Genomic DNA, 25,480 nt, shown 5'->3' with positions numbered 1-25,480 from the left:
TCGTCTGGCAAACATCAGCTCGCTTTCCACTTCTTGTAATTTTTTTAGTGCGGCATTTTCTGTTTCTAAATATTCGTTTCGTGCCTTTAATATAGCCATTTCTGCACGAATACGCTCAGTTTCTGTCTGTATATTATCTGGTTTTCGTTTTCCTCGACTGTCTATTAATCCATCAGGGCCATATTTTTGATATTTTTTTACCCATTGATACACCAAGTTGTACGAGATGTTATATTTCTGTGCAGTTTGTTTATAGTTTAATTGATTTTGAATACAGTCTTTGACGATAAGGATTCTTTCTTCGTGCGATGTTTTTCTATATTTCATAGTGTATACCTCTGGCTTAGGATAGTAGGCCTTCGTGGCCTCACCATTAGTATACTTAATAATCCAATTTCGTACAGTTGTAACAGAAGGAATATTATATTTTCTTGTGATTGCCGTTAAATAGGTTTTCGATTCTAAAAACTCTTTAACCACCATTTCTTTAAATTCATTTGTATAAGTGTTAAACCCATCTCTATCTTCTAAAGCAGAAAGTCCATATGCTTTATATTTCGAAAAATACATATTAAATGTTCCAGGTGAAATCCTTAAACCATATTCACTACGCAACTCACGAAAAGGCACACCATCTAAATACAATTCTATGAATCGTTCTAATTCTTTTGCAGTATGTTTCTTAGCCAATCTAAAAAATACCCCCTCTAAAGTAGTTTACTTTTTTAGTGTCTACTTTAGAGGGAGCATATCACATATATGTTACATTTTGCTTTTTCGTTTTTAGTAGATTATGAGATTAAAAAATAATTAGATTTTCTTGACAAATACGCATTCCTCTAGTATTCTTTATAGCAACAATAAAAATCCTTAGACAGAGATAAAGACGTACACTAAAGAGATAGAAGCCGTGGCTGAAAGCTTCTAACCGTACAAGGAAAGACACTCTTGAGGAGAATAATGCAAAGTTATTCCGGTGATTCCGTTATCATTAAGAGGGAAAGAGCTCTTTCCGAACTAAGGTGGTACCACGAAATTTTCGTCCTGACTTCTATTGAAGTTGGGATTTTTTTATTTTTACTGAAAGAAAGGATGATTCATATGATTCAAAAACCAAAAGGGACAGCCGATTTATTACCTGAAGAACTCAAAATTTGGCATTATATCGAAGAAACAGCACGCATCATTTTAGGCGATTATCAATTTGAAGAAATGCGTACACCAATGTTTGAAAGCTACGATTTATTTAGCCGTGGTGTTGGGGATACAAGCGATATCGTTTCAAAAGAGATGTATGATTTCTACGATAAAGGAGATCGTCACATTACACTTCGTCCAGAAGGAACTGCAGCGATTGTTCGTGCCTATGTAGAAAATAAATTATACGGACCAGAACATAAAAAACCTTATAAAGTGTACTATATGGCTCCGATGTTTCGTTACGAACGTCCACAATCAGGACGTCTTCGTCAATTCCACCAATTAGGAGTTGAAGTGTTTGGATCTACAAATCCTGCCACTGATGTTGAAACCATTGCAATGGCATGGGATTTATTAAAAGAATTAGGATTGTCCAATATGCGCTTAGTGATTAATTCTCTTGGAAAAACTGCTGACCGTATTAAATACCGTGAAGCCTTAATTAGTTACTTAGAGCCATTTGCGGATGAACTCAGTGAAGATTCTAAAAATCGTCTTCACAAAAATCCGTTGCGTGTGTTAGATAGTAAAGACAAACGTGATATTGAAATCGTGAAAAATGCACCACGCATTTTAGAATTCTTATCAGATGAAGCACGCACTCACTTTGAAAAAGTACAACAATACTTAAACGCATTAGAGATTCCATTTGAAATCGATGAAACAATGGTACGTGGACTCGATTACTATCAAGATACGATTTTTGAAATTATGACGGATTCAAAATCATTTGGTGCTAAAACCACAATTTGTGGTGGTGGACGTTATGATGGTCTTGTACAAGAACTCGATGGACCTGAGACTCCTGGTTTTGGATTTGGTCTTGGAATGGAACGCTTAGTGTTATTAATGAAAGACGAACAGGTAGAAGTTCCAGAGTTACAAGAACTAGATGTATATATTGTTGGTCTTGGTGAAGCAACAGAGGAGGAAGTACTAAAACTTTCTATTTCACTCCGTCAACAAGGTTACTCAGTAGATCGTGATTTCTTTGGGCGTAAAGCAAAACCACAGTTCAAGAATGCTCAAAAATATGGAGCTAAAGTGGTCATCACACTAGGTGAAGAAGAATTAGAAACAAAACAAGTACCAGTGAAAGTAATGAAGACTGGTAAAGAAGTAAAAATTAATTTACAAGAACTCTATGATGATTTTGATAGCATTTATCGTCAAATCACAATGGATACAACAGCCATTGATGAGTACTTTGGTAAATAGAAAGAGGGATGGATATGAAAAGAAGAACAGAATATTGTGGATTAATTAGTGAAAAATTAGTGGGACAAACAGTGACATTAGATGGTTGGGTTGCAAAACGTCGTGACCACGGCGGAGTTATTTTCATCGATTTACGCGACCGCGAAGGCATTATGCAAGTAGTCTTCAACCCAGCACGTAACCAAGAAGCGTTTGAAATCGCTGAAAAATTACGTTCTGAATACGTCATTCAAGTAACTGGGGAAGTGGCTTATCGTGGTGAAGGCCTAGAAAACCCAAATCTTAAAACAGGTAAATATGAATTATTAGTAGACGAAGTTGAAGTATTCTCTAAAGCAAAAACTTCTCCAATTTATATCGATGATGAACAAAAACCATCAGAAGAATTACGCTTGAAATATCGTTATTTAGATATCCGTCGTCGTCCTGTATTAGAAAACTTACGCTTACGTCATAAAGCTACACGTTCAATTCGTGAGTATTTAGATGGCGAAGGTTATATCGATGTTGAAACTCCAATTTTAGCAAAATCAACACCAGAAGGAGCGCGTGACTATTTAGTACCTTCACGTGTTCACGAAGGAAGCTTCTATGCTTTACCTCAATCACCGCAAACATTTAAACAATTGTTAATGGGTGCTGGATTAGACCGTTACTACCAAATCGTTCGTTGCTTCCGTGACGAAGACTTACGTGGAGACCGCCAACCAGAATTTACACAAGTTGATATCGAAACAAGCTTCCTATCGGCTGAAGAAATTCAAGAAATGATGGAAGGTTTATTGAAGAAAGTGATGAAAGATACATTGGATGTGGAGGTTCAAACTCCATTCCCTCGTATTTCATTTGCAGAAGCAATGGCTCGTTACGGAAACGATAAACCAGATACTCGTTTCGACTTAGAATTAATCGACGTGAGCGATATCATGAAAGAATCTGACCTTAAAGTGTTCAGTTCATGTATCGAAAATGGCGGAGAAGTTAAAGTACTTAACTTAAAAGGTCTTGCGGATGAGTACTCTCGTAAAGATGCCGATAGCTTAGCGGACTTTGTAGCTAAATTCGGAGCTAAAGGTTTAGCGTGGATTAAAGTTGAAGAAGACGGCCTAAAAGGACCAATCGCGAAATTTATCGTAAACCAAGAAGCAGCTTTCCGTGAACGCATCAACGCTGAAGTTGGAGATATCGTGTTCTTCTGTGCTGACAAACCATCAGTGGTTGCACAATCATTATCTGAATTACGTTTACACTTTGGTAAGAAACATAACTTAATCGATACGAACAAATTCAACTTCTTATGGGTTGTTGATTGGCCATTATTAGAGCATGATGCTGAAGAAGACCGTTATGTTGCAATGCACCACCCATTTACTCGTCCAGTGAACGAAGACTTCCAAGCATTAATCGATGATCCAGCTGCAGCAAAAGCACAAGCCTATGATATCGTATTAAACGGATATGAATTAGGTGGAGGTTCATTACGTATTTACCGTCGTGACATGCAAGAAGCGATGTTTAAAGTTCTTGGATTCACAAAAGAATCTGCTGAAAGCCAATTTGGATTCCTATTAGATGCATTAGATTACGGATTCCCACCACATGGAGGAATCGCACTTGGGTTAGACCGTTTAGTAATGCTACTTGCTGGTGAGGACAACATCCGAGAAGTTATTGCGTTTCCTAAGAACAGTTCAGCAGTAGACCCAATGACACAAGCTCCAAGTGAAGTGTCAGCAAAACAACTAGATGAGCTTTCATTAAAAATTAAATAAGACGGGAATGGATTTCTAAAAGGAGGAAGAAACTTTGAAGAGTAGTAAAGGAGTTGTGTTTAAAAGACAACAACGTATCCTTCAGCTTTTACAAGAAAACCACGAGATGTCTGTTGAAGACTTATCGAAAGAGTTAGAAGTTTCTGAAATCACCATTCGAAGAGATTTACAACAATTTGAAGATCAAGGAGTTGTCGAGCGCTTCTACGGAGGCGCACGTTTCCTTGCTGGAAAAATTAAACAGGAAAACGTGGAACAAATTCAATATAATTCCATGAAGAAAAACATTGCAAGAAGAGCCGCGGGATTAGTACGAGATCATAATATGGTCTTTATTAACTCAGGCTCTACTGCCTTTTTGTTATTAAATTTTCTAGCGGATGCCAACGTTACGATTTTAACGAATAATGGTCGTTCCATCTTCAAAAAGCCATCTACGAAAGCATCTATTGTGATTAGTGGTGGTGAAATTTTCGAACAAAAGAAATCTCTTGTAGGGGATTTTGCAATTAACTCATTCTCTAAAGCCCGTGCAGATATTTGTTTTTTAGGGGTTGGAGGGATTAGTAAAAACGGAATTTCAACCTATGCACTTCCAGAGACTGCCGTAAACCGTGTGATTTTAGAACGGACAACAGGGCACCGCATTATCGTTACGGAAGGATTTAAAGTGGGTCGTGATTCAAACTTCCATACGGCTGATTGTAATATGATTACTCATTTAATTACAGATCATACCGCTGACCCTGAAACAGTAGCTTATCTAAAGAGCATTGGTGTAAAAGTCATATTTATTTCGTAAGAAAAAGAATGTAGAGGTATAAAATGATTGAATTAGGAGAACGATTAACTCGAGTTGCTAGTTTTGTTCCAAACGGTTCAAAGGTATGCGATGTTGGTAGTGACCATGCGTATTTACCAGTGTATTTAATCCAGAATAACCAGATTACTTCAGCCGTTGCAGGAGAAGTGGTCGAAGGACCGTTCTTATCAGCAAAGCAAACAGTTCGTGATTACCGGATGGAAGAGCGCATTGAAGTACGCTTTGGCGACGGATTGCAGATTCTTTCAAAAGAAGATGAAATTACGGCTATCACGATTTGTGGGATGGGCGGCGAACTCATTTCTCGCATTTTAGAGGCTGGATTCAGTGGCGGTCATTTAAACGGCAAAGAACGTCTCATTCTTCAACCAAACGTTGCAGAACATTTTGTACGTGAATGGTTAATGAATCATTCGTACCGTATTACTCATGAGACGGTCGTTGAAGATAATCATCGGTTATATGAAATTATCGTTGCGGAACCAGTCGAAGAACGAATAGAGTATACAGAATTAGAAATCAAATACGGTCCGATTTTACTAAAAGAACCATCAGAATTGTCTGTAGCAAAATGGACACGTATGAACCGTAAAAATAAAGAAATTTTGGAACAATTACAAAAGAGTAAGACGCCTCAACATGAAAAAATTGAGCAGTTTGAAAAAGCGTTTAATGAATTGAAAGGAGTGATTGATCGTGCCAACAGTTAGAGATGTGGTAAGTCGTTTTGAAAAACGCGTGCCAAAGAGTTTATCCGTTCCAAAAGACCCCATTGGACTTCATTTTGGAGATTGGAATCAAGAAGTTAAAGTGATTATGACTACGCTGGATATTCGTCCAAGTGTTATTGAAGAAGCGATTGCTAAAAAGGTTGATTTAATTATCGCACATCATCCACCAATCTTTAGACCAGTTGTGTTATTTGATTTAACGGTTCCGCAAAATAAAATGTTCCAACAAATTTTGAAACATGATATTGCGGTTTATGCGGCACATACTAACCTTGATGTAGTCGAAGGTGGAGTGAATGATTGGTTGGCAGATGAATTGCTATTAACGGATATGACGGTGATGTCTCCAACGACTACCATTCCATCTGTCAAAGTCATTACTTATGTTCATAAAAATAATGCAGAGAAAGTTTTAGAAGCCATGTTTGAAGCAGGTGCTGGAGCAATTGGGGACAACTATAAAGACTGCGCGTTTCAAACTTCAGGAGTTGGACAATTTACACCCGTTAAAGGCGCAAATCCTGCAATTGGTTCGTTAAATAAACCAGAATTTGTAGAAGAAGTGAAACTAGAGGTTGTTTGTTCTGAAAAAGTATTAAGTGATGTTTTAAAAAGCTTAAGAGCTTCACATCCTTATGAAGAACCAGCAATCGACGTCTTCTCATTGAAGAATGCAGGCAAGACGCTAGGATTTGGTCGTGTTGGAAATCTTCCAAAAGCAATGACAGGGGATGAATTTATCGCTTTTGTTACTGAGCGTTTCAAACTCAAGGGGCTCCGCTACGTTCCTTCTCGTGTAAATCCAGATGGACTCATCTCTAGAGTCGCTGTGATGGGCGGTTCTGGCGGAAACTATTACTTGGATGCACTAAAAAACGGCGCAGATGCCTTTGTAACAGGTGATATTTTTTACCATACAGCGCATGATATTCAAGAGACTTCATTATTCCTAGTGGATGCTGGGCATCATATCGAAGTTGTATGTCGAAAACAATTAGCCAAATGGGCTCGTGAATGGAAAGAAGAAAATAATTGGGATGTAACAGTGATTGAAAGTGAAACTTTTACAGATCCATTTGAATTTTATAAAGCAGGTGAAGAAAATGCATAAAGAATTAACAGAACGTTTTATCCGTTACGCAAAGAAAGAAACAAGATCTGACGAAACAAGTCAAACAGTCCCAACAACGCCATCTCAAACAGCGTTTTTAAAGGACTTAGAACAAGAATTAAATGAATTAGGATTCCAAGAAGTGTATTTAAATCCTAAAAACAGTTTCCTAACAGCAACAATTCCATCTAACGTAGACCACGAAGTGCCAACTATTGGGTTTATTGCTCACGTAGATACAGCTGATTTTGAAGCTAGAAATATTCAACCTCAAATCCACGAAAACTATAACGGTGAAGCAATTGTCCTAGACGAAGAAGGAAAATTCGTATTAGACCCTAAAGACTTCCCGAACTTAAAGAACTATGTTGGTCAAACATTAATTACAACAAATGGTAAAACTTTACTAGGTGCTGACGATAAGTCTGGTGTGACAGAAATTGTTACAGCTGGGGCTTATTTATTACAACATCCAGAAATTAAACACGGAAAAATTCGTGTAGCGTTTGGTCCAGATGAAGAAATCGGACGTGGAGCTGATTTATTCGATGTAGAACAATTCGCGTGCGATTTTGCTTATACAATGGATGGTGGACCAGTTGGCGAATTAGAATATGAAAGCTTCAACGCTTGCCGTGCTACAGTTCGTATTCAAGGAAAGAACGTTCACCCTGGTACAGCTAAAGATACTATGGTGAGCGCATTAGAATTAGCTCGTAAATTCCAAAATGCTCTTCCAGAGTTCGAAGTTCCTGAACATACTACAGGGCGTGAAGGGTTCTACCACTTAGTAACAGCTGAAGGTGTTGTGGAGGAAGCTAAATTAGTCTACATTTTACGTGACCACAGTCGCGAATTATTCAATGCGAAAAAAGACATGATGTTACGTATTGCTTCTCGAATGAATAAAGAATTAGATACAGATCGTATTACGGTTGATTTACACGACGAGTATTACAACATGGCTGAAATCATCGAAAAAGATTTCCGTTGTGTGGACGTAGCAAAACAAGCACTTGAGAACTTAGATATCGTTCCAATCATTAAACCAATCCGTGGTGGTACAGATGGTTCTAAGATTTCATTCATGGGATTACCAACGCCAAATATTTTTGCAGGTGGCGAAAACATGCATGGCCGCTATGAATATGTTGCTGTTGAATCAATGGAAAAAGCAACAAAAGTGATTATCGAAATCGCTCGATTAGCAGCGTTATAATTTTTAAATAGAAAAGGAAAGGAGTGAGTTCATGACATTTGATGGTATTTTCACCAAATGGATGATGGACGAAGTGGCGCCTCAATTAGTGGGAGGACGTATTACAAAGATTCATCAGCCATTACCATACGATGTACAATTCACCATTCGTGCCAACCGTAAGAATTATTTGCTTGTCTGTTCGGCACACCCAATGATGGCTCGTGTACAATTTATTTCTGAGAAACCAGAGAATCCAGAAGTTGCTCCTAACTTTTGTATGATTCTGCGTAAGTATTTAGAAGGGTCTATTATTCAATCGTTCACTCAAGTAGAAAATGACCGTATTTTACATTTGGATGTTTCTACACGTGATGAACTGGGGGATAAGGCTAGCTATCGTTTCACCATTGAGATGATGGGACGTCATAGTAATTTATTCTTAGTGAATCAAGAGGATAACTCGATCATCGATTGTGTGAAACGTGTCTCTCTTGGGCAAAACAGTTATCGTACCTTACAACCAGGTGCAAGCTATGTAATGCCCCCTCAAACGCAGAAGAAGAATCCTTTTGAATACTCGCTCTTTGAATTAGATAGTTTACTCCATCCTTATAGTGGTGAACCAGGTGAAAGAACATTAATGAATGTCTTTCAAGGGATTAGTAAGCAATCTGCTCATGAAATTGTGGAACGCAGTGAAAGAGAAGGACAAAGTTTAGCAGAAGCCTTACATCACTATCTCGAAGAAGGGAACACAGCAATTCAACCAACTCTTACAAAGGTAGAGGATGGAAAGACGTACTTCTTACCATTTCCTTATATGAGTAAGGTTGGTGAGTCTCAAAGCTTCGACAGCCTTTCTGAATTATTAAGTGCCTACTATATACAGAAGATTCAAGAAGAAAAGATTCAGCAATTAGCAGGCCACCTGTTGCAAATGTTAAAATCAGAACTTCGTAAAAACCGTGAGAAGATGGTAAAACTCGATGAAGACTTGGCACGAACTGAAGATGCGGATTATTATCGTATATATGGAGATTTGATTAACACATACCAACACCAAATTGAAAAAGGTGCAAGTAGTGTTACGGTTCAAAACTTCTATCAAGACTACGAAGAAGTAACAATTCCATTAAATCCATTATTAACGGCTTCTCAAAATGCACAGGCGTATTTTAAAAAATACCAAAAACTAAGAAATGCAGTCACGCATATTCATGAGCAGCAAGAAGCAACGAAAAATGAGATGGATTACTTAGCAAGTGTCATCTATCAAATTGAAGAAGCGGATGTCTTTAACTTAGAAGCGATTCGAGAAGAGCTTGTTGATTGTGGCTACTTAAAACGTTCTGCCTTGAAAAAAGGCATTAAGAAACAAGGAAGCGCAAAACCACATGTGTTCTACGCAACTGATGGCACGCGAATTCTAGTTGGACGTAATAATTTACAAAACGATCAATTAACGCTACGCCAAGCGAAAAAGGAATACTTATGGCTTCATGCGCAAAATATTCCAGGATCTCACGTGATTATTGAATCTAGTAATCCAGCGGAAGAAACGATTGGTGAAGGCGCGATGCTTGCTGCATACTACTCGAAATATCGTCTTTCAGGAACGGTTCCAGTGGATTATGTTCAAGTATCGAAAATTCGTAAACCAAATGGAGCTAAACCAGGTTTTGTAGTCTACGAAGGCCAACAAAATACTTATATTACGCCTGATCCATTAAAGGTAGAAGCGTTAAGAAATAATAAACCGAAATAGAGGGATGTTATGAAAATTATTGTGACAGGATTTGACCCTTTTGGAGGGGAAAAGATTAATCCATCAATTGAATGCGTGAAGGCTCTTCCCGAAGTTGAAGGCGTAGAACTGATTCGTTTAGAATTACCGACTGTGTTTAAGGAATCAGCAAAGCGTTTGAATGAAGTCATTAATGAGGTGAAACCAGATGCAGTATTAAGCGTTGGCCAAGCAGGGGGAAGACCTGGAATTACAATGGAACGTATTGCGATTAATGTCGATGATGCGAGAATTCCAGACAATATCAGCCAACAACCAATTGATGAAACCATTCAAACTGAAGGGGCAGCTGCTTATTTTTCAACTTTGCCGATCAAACGAATTGTAAAGGCGATTCGTGAAGCGGGAATTCCAGTTGAAGTATCAAATTCCGCTGGGACATTTGTGTGTAACCACATTATGTACCAGTCGTTATTTGCTGCAACAAAGGCTGATAAACCGTTTAAAGCAGGTTTTATGCATATTCCGTTTATACCAGAACAAACAACGGATAAACCGTCTCTACCTCTTGAAGAGAGCACGAAAGCATTACAGATAGCGATTGAGACAATCCGTGATTATTTAAACGATGAAGATATTAAGGTTCAAGAGGGAGCCATTTTTTAGAAAGGAGGGAGATGAATAATGTCACCAAAAGCAGCATATATTCATATCCCTTTTTGTTCGCATATTTGTTATTATTGCGATTTTAACAAAGTATTTATTGAAGGACAGCCGGTTGATGAATATATCGAATTATTGATTAGAGAAATGGAACTGACTGGGAAAAAATATAAAATTGAACCTCTTGAAACACTATACGTGGGTGGAGGAACACCGTCTTCTTTAAATCCACAACAAATGGAGCGATTATTAGATGGAATCCATCAACATTTTCCGCTTCAAAAAGGGGCAGAGTTTTCAATGGAATTGAACCCTGATGATGGTACTCATGAACTGCTCACCGTAATGAAACAAGGAGGAGTGAATCGCCTCAGTATGGGCGTTCAAACCTTTAATAATGATTTACTGAAAGCGATTGGTCGCAAACATACAAAGGAAACAGCAATCCGGACGATTGAAAATGCACGAAAAGTCGGATTTGAAAATATGAGTATCGACCTGATCTTTAGACTGCCAAAACAAACCATTGAAGACTTTCAACAAAGTTTAGAAATGGCAATGTCGCTGAACTTACCTCATTATTCGATTTATTCTCTCATTTTAGAGCAGAAGACGGTCTTTTATAATCTGATGAGACAAGGGAAATTACCCTTACCGACGCAGGATGAAGAAGCAGATATGTTTGAGCTAGCCATGCAGACAATGGAGAACTTTGGTCGTCATCATTATGAAATTAGCAATTATGCACTCCCTGGATATGAATCTAGACATAATTTGCATTATTGGAATGCGGATGAATACCTTGCTTTCGGTGCTGGAGCACATGGATACGTGAATGGAGTTCGTTATCAAAATAATGGTCCCATTCAACATTATCTTGCACCATTGAGAGAGAAGAAACTTCCCGTCTTCTCAGAAACAAAACTGTCTACAAAACAGTTGATTGAAGAGTTCATGTTCTTAGGGTTAAGAAAATTTTCTGGTGTATCAAAGAAAGAATTCATGGAAAGATTTGGAAATTCAATGGATGAAATTTATGGTGAAGTTATTCAGGAATTATTGGATGAAGAGTTGATTACCACAACAAATGATGGGTACGTTCTTACTCACCGAGGAAAGTTTCTTGGAAATAACGTTTTCCAATCATTTTTGATTGATGAAAATCAGAATGAAATTTGATGAAAACAAGGGGTTTTGTTAAACATTTCTTAAAGAATGTGGTATTATACTTTATGGCATTTCTAATGCACAAAAAATATAATAAAAGAAAAGGGGATATCTATCCAATGGAAAATATCGTTAAGATTTTAACAGCACCAGCATTCGTGTCTGCTATCTTCTCAACAATTTCAATTATCTTAGTGGGTTATTTCATCCGCAAGAAAAACATTGTTGATGCAAACAGTGGTAAAGTTTTATCAAACGTTTTACTTTCAGTTGCGCTTCCTGCGTTAGCGTTCAAAGCTTTCATGGTTGACATTAATGACAAAACATTCACAACTGGATTAAACGTATTTATCTTCGGCTTTATCGCTTATGTCATTTTAATTCTTTTAGGAGAATTATTCTTTATTAAGGAGAAAGGTGACCGTAAAACTACTTTATCAGTATTAACAACATTCGGTTCAACAACTTTCTTTGGGATTCCAATTATTAACGGTTTATTAGGAGCAGCTGGTATTTTATATGCTAACATCTTCAACTTAGCTTACCGTGTGTTCTTATATTCTTACGGATTAATTCGTATGAGCGGATTAAAATTCGAGAAGAAAAACTTCAAAATGATTTTCGGTAACATCATCGTTATCGCAACATTTGCCGGATTATTAATCTGGATCTTCCAATCTTCATTACCACAAGTAGCTGTTCAAGTTAAAGTTGGTGAAGAAACTAAAGAAATGATGTATGCTTTCTTACGTATCGATAAGACAGCTCCATGGTTATTCAAAGCTATTACTTACTTAGCTGACTTAAGCTCACCACTTGCTTGGTTAGCAATCGGTATCACTTTAGGAAACATTTCTTTAGGTGAAGCCGTTAAAGATAAGATGGTTTGGTACTACAGCATTGTTAAATTAATCTTAGTTCCTGCAGTATTCGTTGGAATTATCTTCGCAGTTAGCCCATTCTTACCAATGGCTCCTGAAGCTTCAAAAGGGATTCTTATTATGTTAGCTACACCACCAGCAACCGTTGCCGTGGCTTATGCTATCAAATACGATAAAGAAGCAGCACTTGCAAGTAATGCTTCATTACTAGGAACTGTATTAGCAGTATTCGCAATCGTCTTCTGGATTGTTGCTGGATCTGTTATTTTCCCTGGAGTAGGATAAACAAAAAAGTAGATCGATTTTCGGTCTACTTTTCAATTTTTACAAAATGGAGGAGATAAAATGAAAGTTTTAGCATATGGGGTTCGTGAAGTTGAATTACCAATTTTCGAACAAGTAAACAAGAAATTCGGATACGAATTAACATGTATTCCAGAATACTTAAATTCTGAAGAAACTGCTCGCAAAGCAGAAGGTTTCAAAGCTGTTATTTTACGTGGTAACTGCTGGGCAAACAAAGAAACTTTAGATATTTACAAAGAATTAGGAGTAGAGTACGTATTAACTCGTACTGTTGGTGTAAACCACATCGATGCTGAATACGCAAAATCATTAGGAATGAAATTAGGTTACGTTCCTTTCTATTCTCCAAACGCAATTAGTGAATTAGCAGTTACTTTAGCAATGACATTATTACGTAACGTTGCTTACACTGCAGCAAAAACTAGCCAACAAGATTTCACAGTAGACACTCAAATGTTTGCTAAAGAAATCCGTAACTGTACTGTTGGGGTTGTTGGTATCGGACGTATCGGTTTAACGACTGCAACATTATTTAAAGGTTTAGGCGCTAACGTATTAGCTTATGATGCTTTCCCTAAAGAAGGCGTTGATCATATCTGTACTCAAGTACCTTTAGATGAGTTATTAGCAAAATCAGACGTGATTTCAATTCACGCTCCATACATTCCAGCAAACGGAAAAGTAATCACTAAAGAATTCATCAGCAAAATGAAACCAGGTGCTATCTTAGTAAACACTGCTCGTGGTGAATTACAAGATATCGATGCGATCATCGAAGCATTAGAATCAGGGCACTTACGTGGTGTTGGTTTAGACGTTTTAGAAGGGGAAAGCGAAGTATTCTTCAAAGACTTACGTGGCCAAGAAATCAAAAATCCTGCTATCCGTAAATTAGTTGAATTATACCCACGTGTATTATTAACACCTCATATGGGTAGTTACACTGATGAAGCAGTATTAAACATGGTTGAAACAAGTTTTGAAAACTTAAAAGCATATGTTGAAACTGGTTCATGTAAAAATGACATTCAATGCTAATTGAAAGAAAAGAAAACATCTCTTAGAATTTTCTAAGAGATGTTTTTTGCTTTATAAATATTTGAAAATAGCCAGAAACATGAAAATGGCTCCTGCTAGAACGAATATATGCCAAATCACATGATAGAAATTATGATATTTACGTTTGTAGAAGATTGTACCAAGCGAATAACTTAATCCACCCAAGATGAGATAGAGAATCCCTCCCCAGCCCATACTTTCATATAAAGGTTTTATAGTAAAAATGGAAACCCATCCCATTGCTAGGTAAAGAAAAACTGAAATCTTAGAGAATTTCTCTAAAAAGAATGCTTCGATGATGACACCACCAATAGCAAAAATCCAAATAGCTATGCAGAAGGTTAATCCTTCCTGGCCTCCAATTCCGATTAAACAAAATGGAGTATAGGTTCCAGCAATTAATAGATATATCGAAGAGTGATCAATCCGCTGAAATACTTTCGCGGCTTTTGTAAATTTAAAGCTATGATAGAGCGTTGACGCTAAAAATAATAAGATGAGTGAAGCTCCATACACGCTAAATGCGATGATTTGCGTGGTATTATTGACTGCCACAGCCTTCATTAAAAGAAGTACAAGAGCAGTAATGGCTAATGCGACTCCAATGCCGTGAGTGACCGCATTAAGGACTTCACCGACAATCTCTGATTTTATCGATTGGACTTTTCGTTCTTTTTTGAGAGTTGATTCTTTCATAGAAACACGCTCCTTTCAATACATCTTATTATAGAAGGCAAATCGTTATTTGTCCAACTGACTTTTTAGGATTTTTTTGTGAACCTGAAACATATTCGTTGTTAAGAAAGGCTTAAAGGTGCCTTTTTAAGTTTTCATTAATTCCATTTTATAGTAAAATAGTGGATATATAAGTATTGGGTGTTCCCAGAAAAGGAGATTTAACAATGAGTGTTCATATTAATGCAACAAAAGGGCAAGTTGCCGAATCAGTTTTAATGCCAGGAGATCCATTACGTGCGAAATTTATTGCTGAGCATTACTTGACTGAAGTAGAACAATATAATGCGGTCCGAAATATGTTTGGATATACAGGACTTTATAAAGGACAACGTGTTTCTGTTCAAGGAAGTGGAATGGGAATTCCTTCAATTATGATTTATGCGAATGAATTATATACTGAATTTGGTGCAGAACGCATCATCCGTATTGGTTCTGCTGGTGGCATGCAAGAAAATGTTAAAGTTCGTGATATTGTTTTAGCGCAAGGTGCTACTACAGATTCATCAATCTTCAACAACATTTTCCATAATCAAGTAACGTTTGCTCCAATTGCAAGCTTTAATTTATTGGATAAAGCATATCATCTTGCGAAAGATCGTGGTGTAGGTGTACACGTTGGAAACGTACTATCATCAGATCGCTTCTATAATGCAGAATTAGATAAGAAAAAATTAATGGATTATGGAATGCTATGTGTTGAAATGGAGGCTGCTGGATTATATGCATTAGCAGCACAACATAAGAAAGAAGCTTTAGCAATTCTTACCATTAGTGATCATCTGTTAACAGGTGAAGAAACAACTGCACAAGAACGGGAACAAACATTTAACGACATGATGGAAATCGCGTTAGAAACAGTTCGTGCATAAAATTTGAATAGAAAGAAGGAACCCGAATGGGAAATAATCCAAAACCTCAAGGAGCTGTTCAAACAGGCTTAGAGTCAAAAAAAGTTTCCGTTTGGATTTTAATACTGGCTGTACTAATCACTGCTGCTTTAACTTACTTTGGCACAACTCTTACAGTTTCACCACAAACCCAAGCGCAAACTACGCAATCTACGCAAACTACTAATGGAAATTCTAATAGTAGCGTGCTCTCTAATGAAGACTTAAGTAAAATAGAACTAGTCTATAAAACTTTGATGAACGGTTATGTGGATAAGAACATTTCCAAAGATAATCTTATTAATGGAGCCTTAAAAGGAATGAGTGATGCAGCTGGAGATCCGTATACAACCTATTTAGTAAATGAAGAAACAGCGGCGATAGACGAAACACTAACGGGTTCTTTCGGAGGAATCGGTGCGGAATTAAGATCTGAAAATAATAAAGTGATTATCAGTAATACTCGTGAAGGAACACCTTCTCAAAAAATAGGATTACAAGAAAACGATGTAATTCTTAAAGTAGATGGTGAGGATATGGAAGGAAAAAGTACTTCTTATGTAGTATCCAAAGTCCGTGGAGAAGTTGGAACAGATGTCACTTTAACCATTCAACGTGGAAGTCAAGAATTAGAAGTAAAAATCACTAGAGCGAAAATTTCCATTGAGACTGTAAAGGGCACTGTAGATGAAACAGATCCAACGATTGGTCATGTAAAAATCAATTCGTTTGCTAAAAATACAGCTCAAGAAGTTGAAAATGCTGTGACTGATTTACGTCAAAAAGGCGTGAAGAAATTTATCTTTGATGTGCGCTATAATCCTGGTGGATTGTTAGACCAAGCATTAGCGATTAGTAATATGTTTGTAGAAGAAGGCAAGACTATTTTAAATATTGAAGATAGAAATGGTAAAATTACAGCCTATAAAGCTTCTAAAGAATATGGTACCTTTAAAATCACAGAACCTTATGTGCTTCTTGTGAACGAAGGAAGTGCTTCTGCATCTGAAATTTTAGCAGGAGCCCTTAAAGAATCTGCAAATGCAAAATTAATTGGTTCTAAAACATACGGAAAAGGAACCGTACAGTCTGTAGTTGATGTTTCAAAAAACGCAGAGCTAAAATATACAACTGCTAAATGGTTAACTCCAAATGAAACGTGGATTCACAAAACAGGAATTGAACCAACCGAAGCGGTATCAATGCCTGAATACTATAACATTACAATTGTGGATACTCGTGAAGTTGTAAAAGAAGGTTCTGTATCTGATAATGTTAAAACTATCGAAACAATCTTAAAAGGTTTAGGATATGATGTAAAAGCAGATGGATATTTTGATTCTAAAACAACTGAAGCAGTAAAACAGTTCCAAAAATCAAAAGGAATCTCAGAAACTGGTGAAGTGAATGAACAAACGGGATCGGCTTTAATGAATGCAATTCGCGAAGAATTGAAGAAAAACGATACACAATATAAAGCTGCGGTGAAAGCATTACAATAAGGAGGATAGGAATGAACGAAGAGAATCAACTAGAAAATTCAAGCCTATCATCTATTGAAGAACGTCTTCAGTCTCGAAAAGATAAGAGTAAACAAAAGAAAAAACTTCATCCAATCATCGAGGAAATTGTGAGTTGGATTTGGTCAATAATTGTTGCAGCAACTATTATGTTTCTTTTATACGTTTTTGTAGGAAGACCATTTACGGTTAGTGGGCAATCGATGTATCCTACACTTCATAATGGGGATCATATGATTATGTCAAAACTTGGAGGTATTAATCGTTTTGACGTTGTTATATTGAAAGCACCCGATGAAGACAAAGAGTATATTAAACGAGTGATTGGGATGCCTGGAGACACTGTTGAAGTGAAAGGCGGAGTCCTTTACATTAATGGAAAACAGGTAGAACAGCCGTTTATCAATTCGAATAGTGATAAAAAGACCGTCTATATTGATGATTTTACATTAAAACAATTGACTGGAGAAGATAAAGTACCAGAAGGAAAATACTTCGTAATGGGAGATAACAGAGGAGTTTCAAAGGATAGCCGAATGATTGGATTTATTGATCAGGCTTCAATTGAAGGAAAAGCAGTATTTACTGTTTGGCCTCTAAATAGAATCGGTGGTCTTAAAGATTACTCAAATTTATACCATTAATATAAAGGTGATTACGATTATCGTAATCACCTTTTTGTGTCTTTAAATGAATATGGTAAAATTAGAATAGAGGAGGTGGGTTCATGACTGATATTTCTTTAAAGAATGTTTCGTTTTCTTACTATGGTAGTCTAAGACCCATTTTTAATCAGATAAATCTATCTTTTGATACAAATTGGAAGATAGGTTTGATTGGAAGAAATGGAATCGGTAAAACAACCTTATTAAAAATGTTAACGAAGGAATTAGAATATACAGGTGTCATTTCAAATAGTACTACATGCTATTATTTTCCTCCTATAATTAAAAATCAAGATTTAACGTGTTTGGAAGTATATAGACAAAGTAGCACAGAAGAAGAATGGAAATTTATAAAAGAGCTTAATCTTTTAGGTCTAGATTTAAGTGTTTTGGATCAGCCTTTATCTTTATTATCTCCAGGAGAACGTATGAAAGTTCTTCTTGGAATTCTGTTTACGAAGGAAGATGCTTTTGTATTAATTGATGAACCCACGAATCATCTTGATTCCTTAGGAAGAAAGGTTGTGAGCGAATATCTTCGGCAAAAAAGACAGGGATTCATGGTTATTTCACATGATCGTGAATTTTTAGATGGATGTATCGATCATGTATTAGCCATTAATCGCAATAGTATAGAAATCCAAAGTGGAAATTACAGTAGTTGGTATCAAAACAAACTCCAAAAAGATCAACTAGAATTTAATGAAAATCATAAACTAATAAAGGAAATTAGCCGATTAAAGAATGCTTCGAAGGAAACCAAACAATGGTCCGATCGGATTGAAAACACTAAAAATGGGCATAAAATATCGGGGGTTAAACCAGATAAGGGATATATTGGGCATCAATCTGCAAAAATGATGAAAAAGTCAAAGAATCTTATAAAACGGCAAGAAAAACTGATTGAAGAGAAAGAACGGTTACTAAAAGATATAGAGCTTCAGGAAACCTTGTTTTTGCACCCATTGACTTATCCTAAGAAGGAATTCATAAAAGTGAATCATCTTTCTTTTAATTATGGAGATAAAAATATTCTTCAAGATCTTTCTTTTGTGATAAAAAGAGGGGATAGAATATCGATTAATGGAGAAAATGGCTCTGGAAAAAGTACTTTATTTAATTGTCTGATTGGTAAACTAGAAGTGGAGTCCTCTATGATTTTAAAACCAACAGATCTAATAATTTCCTATGTTCCTCAGGAGATTAAAAATTTAAAAGGAAGCTTTAAAGAATATATTCGTTCAAAGGAAATCGATGAGACACTCTGTAGAACTCTTTTAGCAAAACTAAATATTTCGAAAGATCTGTTAGAAAGTGATATCGAGTCTTACAGTGATGGCCAAAAAAAGAAATTGTTATTATCAATTAGCTTAGCTACGAAAGCTCATTTGTATATATGGGATGAACCTATGAATTATATCGACGTAATTTCTAGAGAGCAAATTGAGAAAGTAATACTTGATAATGATATAACTCTTATATTTGTTGAACACGATAACTATTTTAAAAAGAAGATTACTAATAAAAATATAGAATTGTAATAAACAAAAAATTCTTTAAATTAAAAAGGAGATTATCAAAAGGTAATCTCCTTTTTTACGTATCGATTCTTACAATATTCAAAATAAATTTTAATAAAAGATATAACTTTATGAATTTTTATAATAATTTGAAAAAAATTGAATTTTTCAGACAATTTATTTTGATTTTTAGTTAAAAATAAATAGAATGGTACTGTATGATTGTTATCCGATTGGGTGTTTTAATTATTATTTGCTTATTTTCATGAATGGTGGCAGGACTACAGAAAAAATATTATAAAAAGTGAGGAATCAAAATGAAATTTGAAAAACGACAGAAGTTTTCAATCCGAAAATTTAGCGTGGGAGTAGCTTCAGTAATTATTGGTCAGTTCTTTTTAGGAGGAACTATAAATGTACCTGTTGTGCAAGCTAATGAGGTTGTTGAATCCGGAGTAATAGCTCAAGATAAAGGTGTTGAAGAACTGCAACCATCAAAGGGTGATTTACCAACAAATGTTACAAAACAAAAAGAAGAAAAAGTTGAATTAGGAAATAAGGAGAATATTCCTAATTCAAATGAAATTACAAAAGAAGAAAAGGCTGTTACATCAGAAATTGATAAAACAGATGCTTCAAGCAAATCTGAAAGTGAAGTTTCTAACAATGAAACAACTGATAATACAGATAACAAAACAAAAGAGACAACTAATAAAGAAGATGGGTTAGAGTCAAACCTCTCTAAAGAGCAATTAAATAATGCAATCGTTGAAGGCGAAGTAGTAACGAAAGAAGCCGAAAAGTTTTTAAATAATTTGAATGATTCAACTAATAAAGCTGAAATTGAAGGATCATTGCGTCATACATCAGAGTTATTGAAGGAAGCAAAAGCAGCATTTCTTTCTAAAGAGGTGGATCAAGAGACGATTGACTCACAACGTTTAAATCTATCAAATGCCATTGAAACTTTATGGAATCAGATGAAAAGCTCAGGGCACACTGATAATGTCTCTTATATGCTTAATACAGCGGGGGTACAACCTGCTTCCCCATCTAATGAAAAACCATATATGACTATTGAGCGTTATTTTGGACCTGATGAGGGTCGTTCTGTTGTAGATTATAAACTAATTAAAAATGGATCAACTATTGAATTAAGATATAAAGTTGGTTTAACAAGAATCACTCCGGATGAAGTTGAATTAACTCAGGATGCGAAAGATTTAGGTTTCACTTATGAAAAAGAAACAGGTTATTTAATTAAAGAACTATCTTTAAACCATCAAGTAGCTAGTAAGACTTATGTAATTGGGCTACAATCCAAAAATGACCCAGCTACACGTGTTGTTGCGAATCTTTTAATCGAAGAACCTCCAGTATTCCAAATAGTAGATAATTATTCTTATTTATATGGTACCGATGAAGGAAGCAGAATTACAGGGAATGGTATATTAAGTGATTCAGTGACTTATGATAAAAAAACAAGCACAGCATATATGACTGCAACCCCGTTTGGTTATTATATTCTTTCTAATAAATCAAGTACGATTTCTGACGTAAAACCATATACCCCACAATATTCATCCAATCTTTGGTTGTCTATTCCAGGGAGAAGAACAGATTATAATCTTCAGAATGACGAGGCTCCTGTTAAAATTACTCGATTCGAAGTCAAAAATGCCAGTCCAGGTGTTGAAGTAGAATTTATTAAGGATGGACCAGCAAAAGGGGATAATATATTTATTGAAAATGATAATCGAACTACCTCTAATGTTTTAACGGACAATAAGTATGTTACATCAGTATATAGCGCTGAATACGACAATGTAAACGATCCTAGAGGTAATTCAGTTTCTCCATATAGAATTAATTTTAAATCTCTTCCTGAAAAAGCTGGAAATTATTTTATTGACTTTCAGGTTACTGATAATATTGGAAGAGTAACAAACTATCATCTTAATTTAATTACTAAAGAAATATCCCAAACATCACCTTCTAGAAATGATGGTACATATGTTTTAACGAATGCTGATGTAATGTTTGAAGCAGACAAAATTTATCGTGTTTCAAATCCAACACCCGTTGCAATTCCTTCTACAAATCAGAAACAAATTATTGGGAACTTAGTATTAAATAAAGGCAATGCTACTTTAGAAATCCAGCAAGATAGTGTCCCTCAAGGAATTACTATCGAAAAAAATCCTTTAGATAAGACAAAATACATTGTTACTAAAAACGCTGGAGTAGTGTTATCTCCTGGTGTGTATTCGTTTAAAGCGAAAGCAATCGACGGTCACTTTGGAAATAACAATGTTGTTCGTACATTTAAATTTGAAGTACTAGAGGGCTTAAATAATATTCCTGATCAAACTTGGCAGGAGGGACAAGCTATACCTAATGTTCCAATTTCGCTAACAAATGGAACAAAGATTACTAATTTATCTGTGGAGTATGAAGAGGAAGATGGCTATGTTCGCCTTGATTCTAATAGTAATAATAATGGACTAGCTGGTTATGCTCTTAAGAAGACAGAAGGTAAAAAAACTGCGATTGTTACAGCTACTTATTTGAATAACGAAAATGAGAGTCGACAGATTAAAACAAGATTTACCTATGAAGTTACTCCTCGTCCTGTTTCTAATTTAAGTTTATCGATTACAAATGATAGACAAACAATTGTTGAAGGGAATCGATTCAAAGACATTCAACTAAATGCTAGTGAGGATTCAGAATTAAATGTAGATGAAAGTAAACTTCCTGATGGGGTTACTTATGATAAAGTTTTAAAGAAGATTGCTGGAATTGGACAATATGAAGGACAATACGTAGTCCCTGTTACGGCTTCAAAAAATGGAGAATCGATAACCAAACTAGTTGAACTAACGGTTACTCCTGGTGCTTTTAATATTCCAAGTGTTTCTTATGAATATACAGCCGGTAAAGAAATAGCACCAATTACTCTTAAAATACCTGCAAATGCAAGAGTAAACTATACGTCGGGCTCTTTACCAAACGGATTAAAATGGTCAGAAGATAAAAAAACAATTACTGGTACTCTGACTCAGGTTGGAACTTATACAGCTTATGCAGATGTTACAAGAACTACTGCTACAGGAAGTACTCAAAGAGCAACTGCAACAATAAAGATTAAGGTAAATAGTGTACCACTTAACTTTACGATTCCTAATAATCGTAAAGAAGTGAAAGTTTTAGACGCTCTTCCTTCAATTCCGTTGCAAGCAGAAGGTGCAAATATTACTCTAACTTCCGGTTCCCTACCACCAGGAGTTAATTATAATTCAGTATCTAAAACGCTTGAAGGTACACCGACTAGAGTTGGGACTTACACAGCTACATTTACAGCAACAAGTGCGACGATTAGTGGCAACACAACTGCTAGTGCATCTGTAACAATCACTGTTACACCAATGGATTTAAATGTTACAGTTGAAAATAAAGACCAAGAGAAAACAGTCTTATCTCCTGTAGACGAAGTGAGATTAACCGTTTCTGATGAGAAGGCTAGATTAGAGCTTGATACTAGTAAACTTCCTCAAGGGTTAACATACAATGCTTCCACGAAAACAATTTCTGGAACTGCTACAAAAGTTGGTGATTATTACGTACCATATAAGGCAACATTTGCCGAAATGGCAGACTCTCCAGTGTCTGGAGGATATATCCGATTTAATATCAGACCACTTCCTGTAAGTATCAATGTAACCGACAAAGAACAAACCATCCACTTAGGCGAAAATATCAAAAACATGGTCGTGAGTCATAGCGAGCATTCAAAACTTGGAGCAAGATACTTAAGTGTAGATTTACCTGAGTCAGACTTAGACTCTTATCTAGAATCAACGGCAGGGTTACATTATGATCGTGCAACTCACACAATCAGTGGAACTCCTACAAAAGCTGGAGTATACAAAATTCGTATGAAAGCGTCTGTCGATTCAGATTCATTAGGAAAAGGGACAGCCGAAGAAATTATTACCTTGAAGGTTATTGATGATCCAGTATCTCTTGATATGAAAAATGATCGTCAGTTAATTGTTCTAGGAAATAAAGCTAGACCTGTTACATTACAGGTTCCTTCTGATGCTAGAGTGAGTGTTGACCAAACAAAACTTCCTAGCGGTTTAACATACAATGCGCAGACGAAAACAATTGAAGGAACTCCAACAGTCGCTGGTCAATATGATATTCCAGTAACGGTGACAAGTTCTAGTGGAAATAAAACCATTACAAAGGATATCTCGATTGATGTTGTCGACCTTACACCACAACAAGTGACTCCTCCAACAATTTCTGTTAAAGAAAATAATGACGGAACTCACACAATCACCATTACTCAACCTGAGGGGCAATCTCCAATAGAAACAATCATTAAAAATGGTAAAGATGGAGAAACTCCAAAAGTTAAAGTAGAACGAGATGATGCTAAGAAAGAAACAAAACTAACTTTCTACAAAGACGTAAACGCCAATAATGAGTTTGATGAAAATACAGATACGGTCCTTGGCACATCAGTGATTAAAGATGGCGCTGATGGTCAAAAAGGAGAAAAAGGTATTGCAGGCCCTCAAGGTGTTGCCGGACCTAAAGGTGACAAAGGCGATCCAGGAGCAGTTGGACCTCAAGGTACAGCTGGAGCTAAAGGTGAGCAAGGCGAACAAGGTCAAGCTGGACGTGACGGTAAAGACGGAGAAACTCCAAAAGTTAAAGTAGAACGAGACGACGCTAAAAAAGAGACAAAACTAACCTTCTACAAAGACGTAAACGCCAATGACGAGTTTGATGAAACTACTGATACTGTTTTAGGAACATCTGTAATCAAAGATGGCGCCGATGGTCAAAAAGGTGAACAAGGTATCGCAGGTCCTCAAGGTGTAGCCGGCCCTAAAGGAGACAAAGGAGATCCAGGAGCAGTTGGTCCTCAAGGTGCAGCTGGAGCTAAAGGTGAGCAAGGCGAACATGGTCAAGCAGGTCGTGACGGTAAAGACGGCGAAACTCCAAAAGTTAAAGTGGAACGTGACGATGCTAAGAAAGAGACAAAACTAACCTTCTACAAAGACGTAAATGCTAATAATGAGTTTGATGAAGCCACTGATACCGTTCTTGGTACTTTAATTGTTAAAGACGGACAAGACGGAAAAGCAGGTCCTAAAGGGGACACAGGAGAAGCAGGTCCTCAAGGTGTAGCTGGGCCTAAGGGAGATAAAGGCAATCCAGGTGAAGTTGGACCTCAAGGTGTAGCCGGTCCTAAGGGTGATAAAGGCGATCCAGGAGAAGCAGGTCCTCAAGGTGTTGCTGGACCTAAGGGTGACAAAGGCGACCCAGGTGCAGCCGGAGCTAAAGGTGAGCAAGGCGAACAAGGTCAAGCTGGACGTGACGGTAAAGACGGAGAAACTCCAAAAGTTAAAATAGAACGCGACAATGCTAAGAAAGAGACAAAACTAACGTTCTACCTTGACAAAAACGGTAATAGTCAGTTTGATGAAGCCACTGATGAAGTTCTTGGAACATTTGTTGTAAAAGATGGCGAAACCGGACCTAAAGGAGACAAAGGGGATCCAGGTGTTGCAGGTCAAAATGGTGCTGACGGGAAAGATGGTATTTCTCCAGTTATTACATTAACTGATAATAATGATGGAAGTTATACAATTTCAGTAACAAATCCTGACGGAACTAAACAAGAAGTCGTAGTTAAAAATGGGAAAGATGGAAAGGATGGTACATGTAATTGCTCTATTTCGCCAACAAATGGAACTCCTACCAATCCAACCTCCACAAATGGAATTCCATCTAACGGAACGACGACTAGTGTTACACCATCAAATGGTTCTTCGACAAATGGAACTCCAACAAATAGTACACCTTCTACAAATAAACCAGGAAATAATACTCCTGTTGGAAGCACAACTATTGGAGGAGCAATTCCATCAGCAATTCCAGTGAATTCCGATAAGAATCCATCATTAGTTGCAAGTACTATCTCAACTACAAATAAAGTAGCTAATGAGACTAACAATAATGCTATTTTGCCAAATACTGGAGCGCATACAGAAGTCATTCCAATGCTTCTAGGAAGTGGTATTCTTTTAACACTCTATGTAGGTAAAAGAAAAGAAGAATAGTTGTTAGAGTGATTTTTCTTAAAAAATTTATTTTTTCTAGAAAAGCACCTATTTAAAAGATCAGGAAGATTGAGTCGTAAATACTCACTTCCTGTTTTTTTTCTTAAATTTCCTTTTTCTTTCTCCAGTAAACG

General features: G+C 36.5%; 18 protein-coding genes. 16 read left to right on the top strand and 2 right to left on the bottom strand.

Annotated elements, in window-relative coordinates:
* Nucleotides 1-690 (bottom strand): helix-turn-helix domain-containing protein (locus ADH99_RS00195; RefSeq protein WP_049555913.1); only part of this gene is annotated, 690 nt, incomplete at its 3' end.
* Between the two features lie 411 nt (nucleotides 691-1,101).
* On the opposite strand from ADH99_RS00195, the gene hisS reads away from it, so the two are divergent.
* The 11 genes from hisS (at nucleotide 1,102) to ADH99_RS00140 (ending at nucleotide 13,855) form a co-directional block, all read left to right on the top strand.
* Complete coding sequence (gene hisS / locus ADH99_RS00190) at nucleotides 1,102-2,418, top strand: histidine--tRNA ligase (RefSeq protein WP_049554617.1); 1,317 nt, start codon at nucleotides 1,102-1,104, stop codon at nucleotides 2,416-2,418.
* 14 nt (nucleotides 2,419-2,432) lie between these two features.
* A complete protein-coding gene (gene aspS, locus ADH99_RS00185) occupies nucleotides 2,433-4,190 on the top strand; it encodes an aspartate--tRNA ligase (RefSeq protein ID WP_049554614.1) in 1,758 nt (585 codons plus the stop codon).
* Between the two features lie 34 nt (nucleotides 4,191-4,224).
* Nucleotides 4,225-4,992 carry a DeoR/GlpR family DNA-binding transcription regulator gene (locus tag ADH99_RS00180; RefSeq protein ID WP_049554613.1) on the top strand — a complete coding sequence of 256 codons (768 nt, stop codon included), beginning with the start codon at nucleotides 4,225-4,227 and terminating at the stop codon, nucleotides 4,990-4,992.
* Between the two features lie 23 nt (nucleotides 4,993-5,015).
* The gene (locus tag ADH99_RS00175) at nucleotides 5,016-5,723 is read left to right on the top strand and encodes a tRNA (adenine(22)-N(1))-methyltransferase (protein WP_049554612.1); all 708 of its coding nucleotides are present in this window, start codon (nucleotides 5,016-5,018) and stop codon (nucleotides 5,721-5,723) included.
* Nucleotides 5,710-6,855 (top strand): Nif3-like dinuclear metal center hexameric protein, encoded by a 1,146-nt coding sequence (locus tag ADH99_RS00170; RefSeq protein WP_049554611.1) that lies wholly within the window; start codon nucleotides 5,710-5,712, stop codon nucleotides 6,853-6,855. Before ADH99_RS00175 ends, ADH99_RS00170 begins: the two co-directional genes overlap by 14 nt.
* Nucleotides 6,848-8,074, top strand: a complete 1,227-nt coding sequence (pepT, locus tag ADH99_RS00165) for a peptidase T (RefSeq protein ID WP_049554610.1) — start codon at nucleotides 6,848-6,850, stop codon at nucleotides 8,072-8,074. Before ADH99_RS00170 ends, pepT begins: the two co-directional genes overlap by 8 nt.
* Before the next feature lie 31 nt (nucleotides 8,075-8,105).
* The gene (locus tag ADH99_RS00160) at nucleotides 8,106-9,821 is read left to right on the top strand and encodes an Rqc2 family fibronectin-binding protein (RefSeq protein ID WP_049554609.1); all 1,716 of its coding nucleotides are present in this window, start codon (nucleotides 8,106-8,108) and stop codon (nucleotides 9,819-9,821) included.
* A 9-nt stretch (nucleotides 9,822-9,830) separates the two neighbouring features.
* Nucleotides 9,831-10,466 (top strand): pyroglutamyl-peptidase I, encoded by a 636-nt coding sequence (pcp, locus tag ADH99_RS00155; RefSeq protein WP_049554608.1) that lies wholly within the window; start codon nucleotides 9,831-9,833, stop codon nucleotides 10,464-10,466.
* 18 nt (nucleotides 10,467-10,484) lie between these two features.
* Complete coding sequence (gene hemW / locus ADH99_RS00150; RefSeq protein WP_049554607.1) at nucleotides 10,485-11,642, top strand: radical SAM family heme chaperone HemW; 1,158 nt, start codon at nucleotides 10,485-10,487, stop codon at nucleotides 11,640-11,642.
* Nucleotides 11,643-11,749: 107 nt separating this feature from the next.
* The gene (locus ADH99_RS00145; protein WP_049554616.1) at nucleotides 11,750-12,796 is read left to right on the top strand and encodes an AEC family transporter; all 1,047 of its coding nucleotides are present in this window, start codon (nucleotides 11,750-11,752) and stop codon (nucleotides 12,794-12,796) included.
* A 60-nt stretch (nucleotides 12,797-12,856) separates the two neighbouring features.
* On the top strand, nucleotides 12,857-13,855 hold the full coding sequence (locus ADH99_RS00140) for a 2-hydroxyacid dehydrogenase (protein WP_005605418.1): 999 nt from the start codon (nucleotides 12,857-12,859) through the stop codon (nucleotides 13,853-13,855).
* Between the two features lie 51 nt (nucleotides 13,856-13,906).
* Here ADH99_RS00140 and trhA read toward each other — a convergent pair whose 3' ends face one another.
* Nucleotides 13,907-14,572: a PAQR family membrane homeostasis protein TrhA gene (gene trhA, locus ADH99_RS00135; protein ID WP_049554606.1), complete on the bottom strand. Its 666-nt coding sequence runs from the start codon at nucleotides 14,570-14,572 to the stop codon at nucleotides 13,907-13,909.
* Nucleotides 14,573-14,778: 206 nt separating this feature from the next.
* On the opposite strand from trhA, the gene deoD reads away from it, so the two are divergent.
* The 5 genes from deoD to ADH99_RS00110 all read left to right on the top strand — a co-directional run bounded on the left by deoD (nucleotide 14,779) and on the right by ADH99_RS00110 (nucleotide 25,346).
* Entirely contained in the window at nucleotides 14,779-15,483 is a 705-nt protein-coding gene (deoD, locus tag ADH99_RS00130; protein ID WP_049554605.1) for a purine-nucleoside phosphorylase, read from the top strand.
* Nucleotides 15,484-15,509: 26 nt separating this feature from the next.
* Nucleotides 15,510-17,003 (top strand): S41 family peptidase, encoded by a 1,494-nt coding sequence (locus tag ADH99_RS00125; protein ID WP_049554604.1) that lies wholly within the window; start codon nucleotides 15,510-15,512, stop codon nucleotides 17,001-17,003.
* 11 nt (nucleotides 17,004-17,014) lie between these two features.
* A complete protein-coding gene (gene lepB / locus ADH99_RS00120) occupies nucleotides 17,015-17,665 on the top strand; it encodes a signal peptidase I (RefSeq protein ID WP_005605425.1) in 651 nt (216 codons plus the stop codon).
* An 83-nt stretch (nucleotides 17,666-17,748) separates the two neighbouring features.
* Entirely contained in the window at nucleotides 17,749-19,227 is a 1,479-nt protein-coding gene (gene abc-f, locus ADH99_RS00115) for a ribosomal protection-like ABC-F family protein (protein ID WP_049554603.1), read from the top strand.
* Nucleotides 19,228-19,523: 296 nt separating this feature from the next.
* On the top strand, nucleotides 19,524-25,346 hold the full coding sequence (locus ADH99_RS00110) for a putative Ig domain-containing protein (protein WP_049554602.1): 5,823 nt from the start codon (nucleotides 19,524-19,526) through the stop codon (nucleotides 25,344-25,346).
* Nucleotides 25,347-25,480: the final 134 nt, after the last annotated feature.

It is taken from the genome of Granulicatella sp. 572.rep1_STHE, from assembly GCF_001073445.1.
GTDB classification, from domain to species: domain Bacteria; phylum Bacillota; class Bacilli; order Lactobacillales; family Aerococcaceae; genus Granulicatella; species Granulicatella adiacens.
The sequence above is the reverse complement of the archived record's forward strand: the minus strand, read 5'-3'. Positions and strand labels throughout refer to the sequence as shown.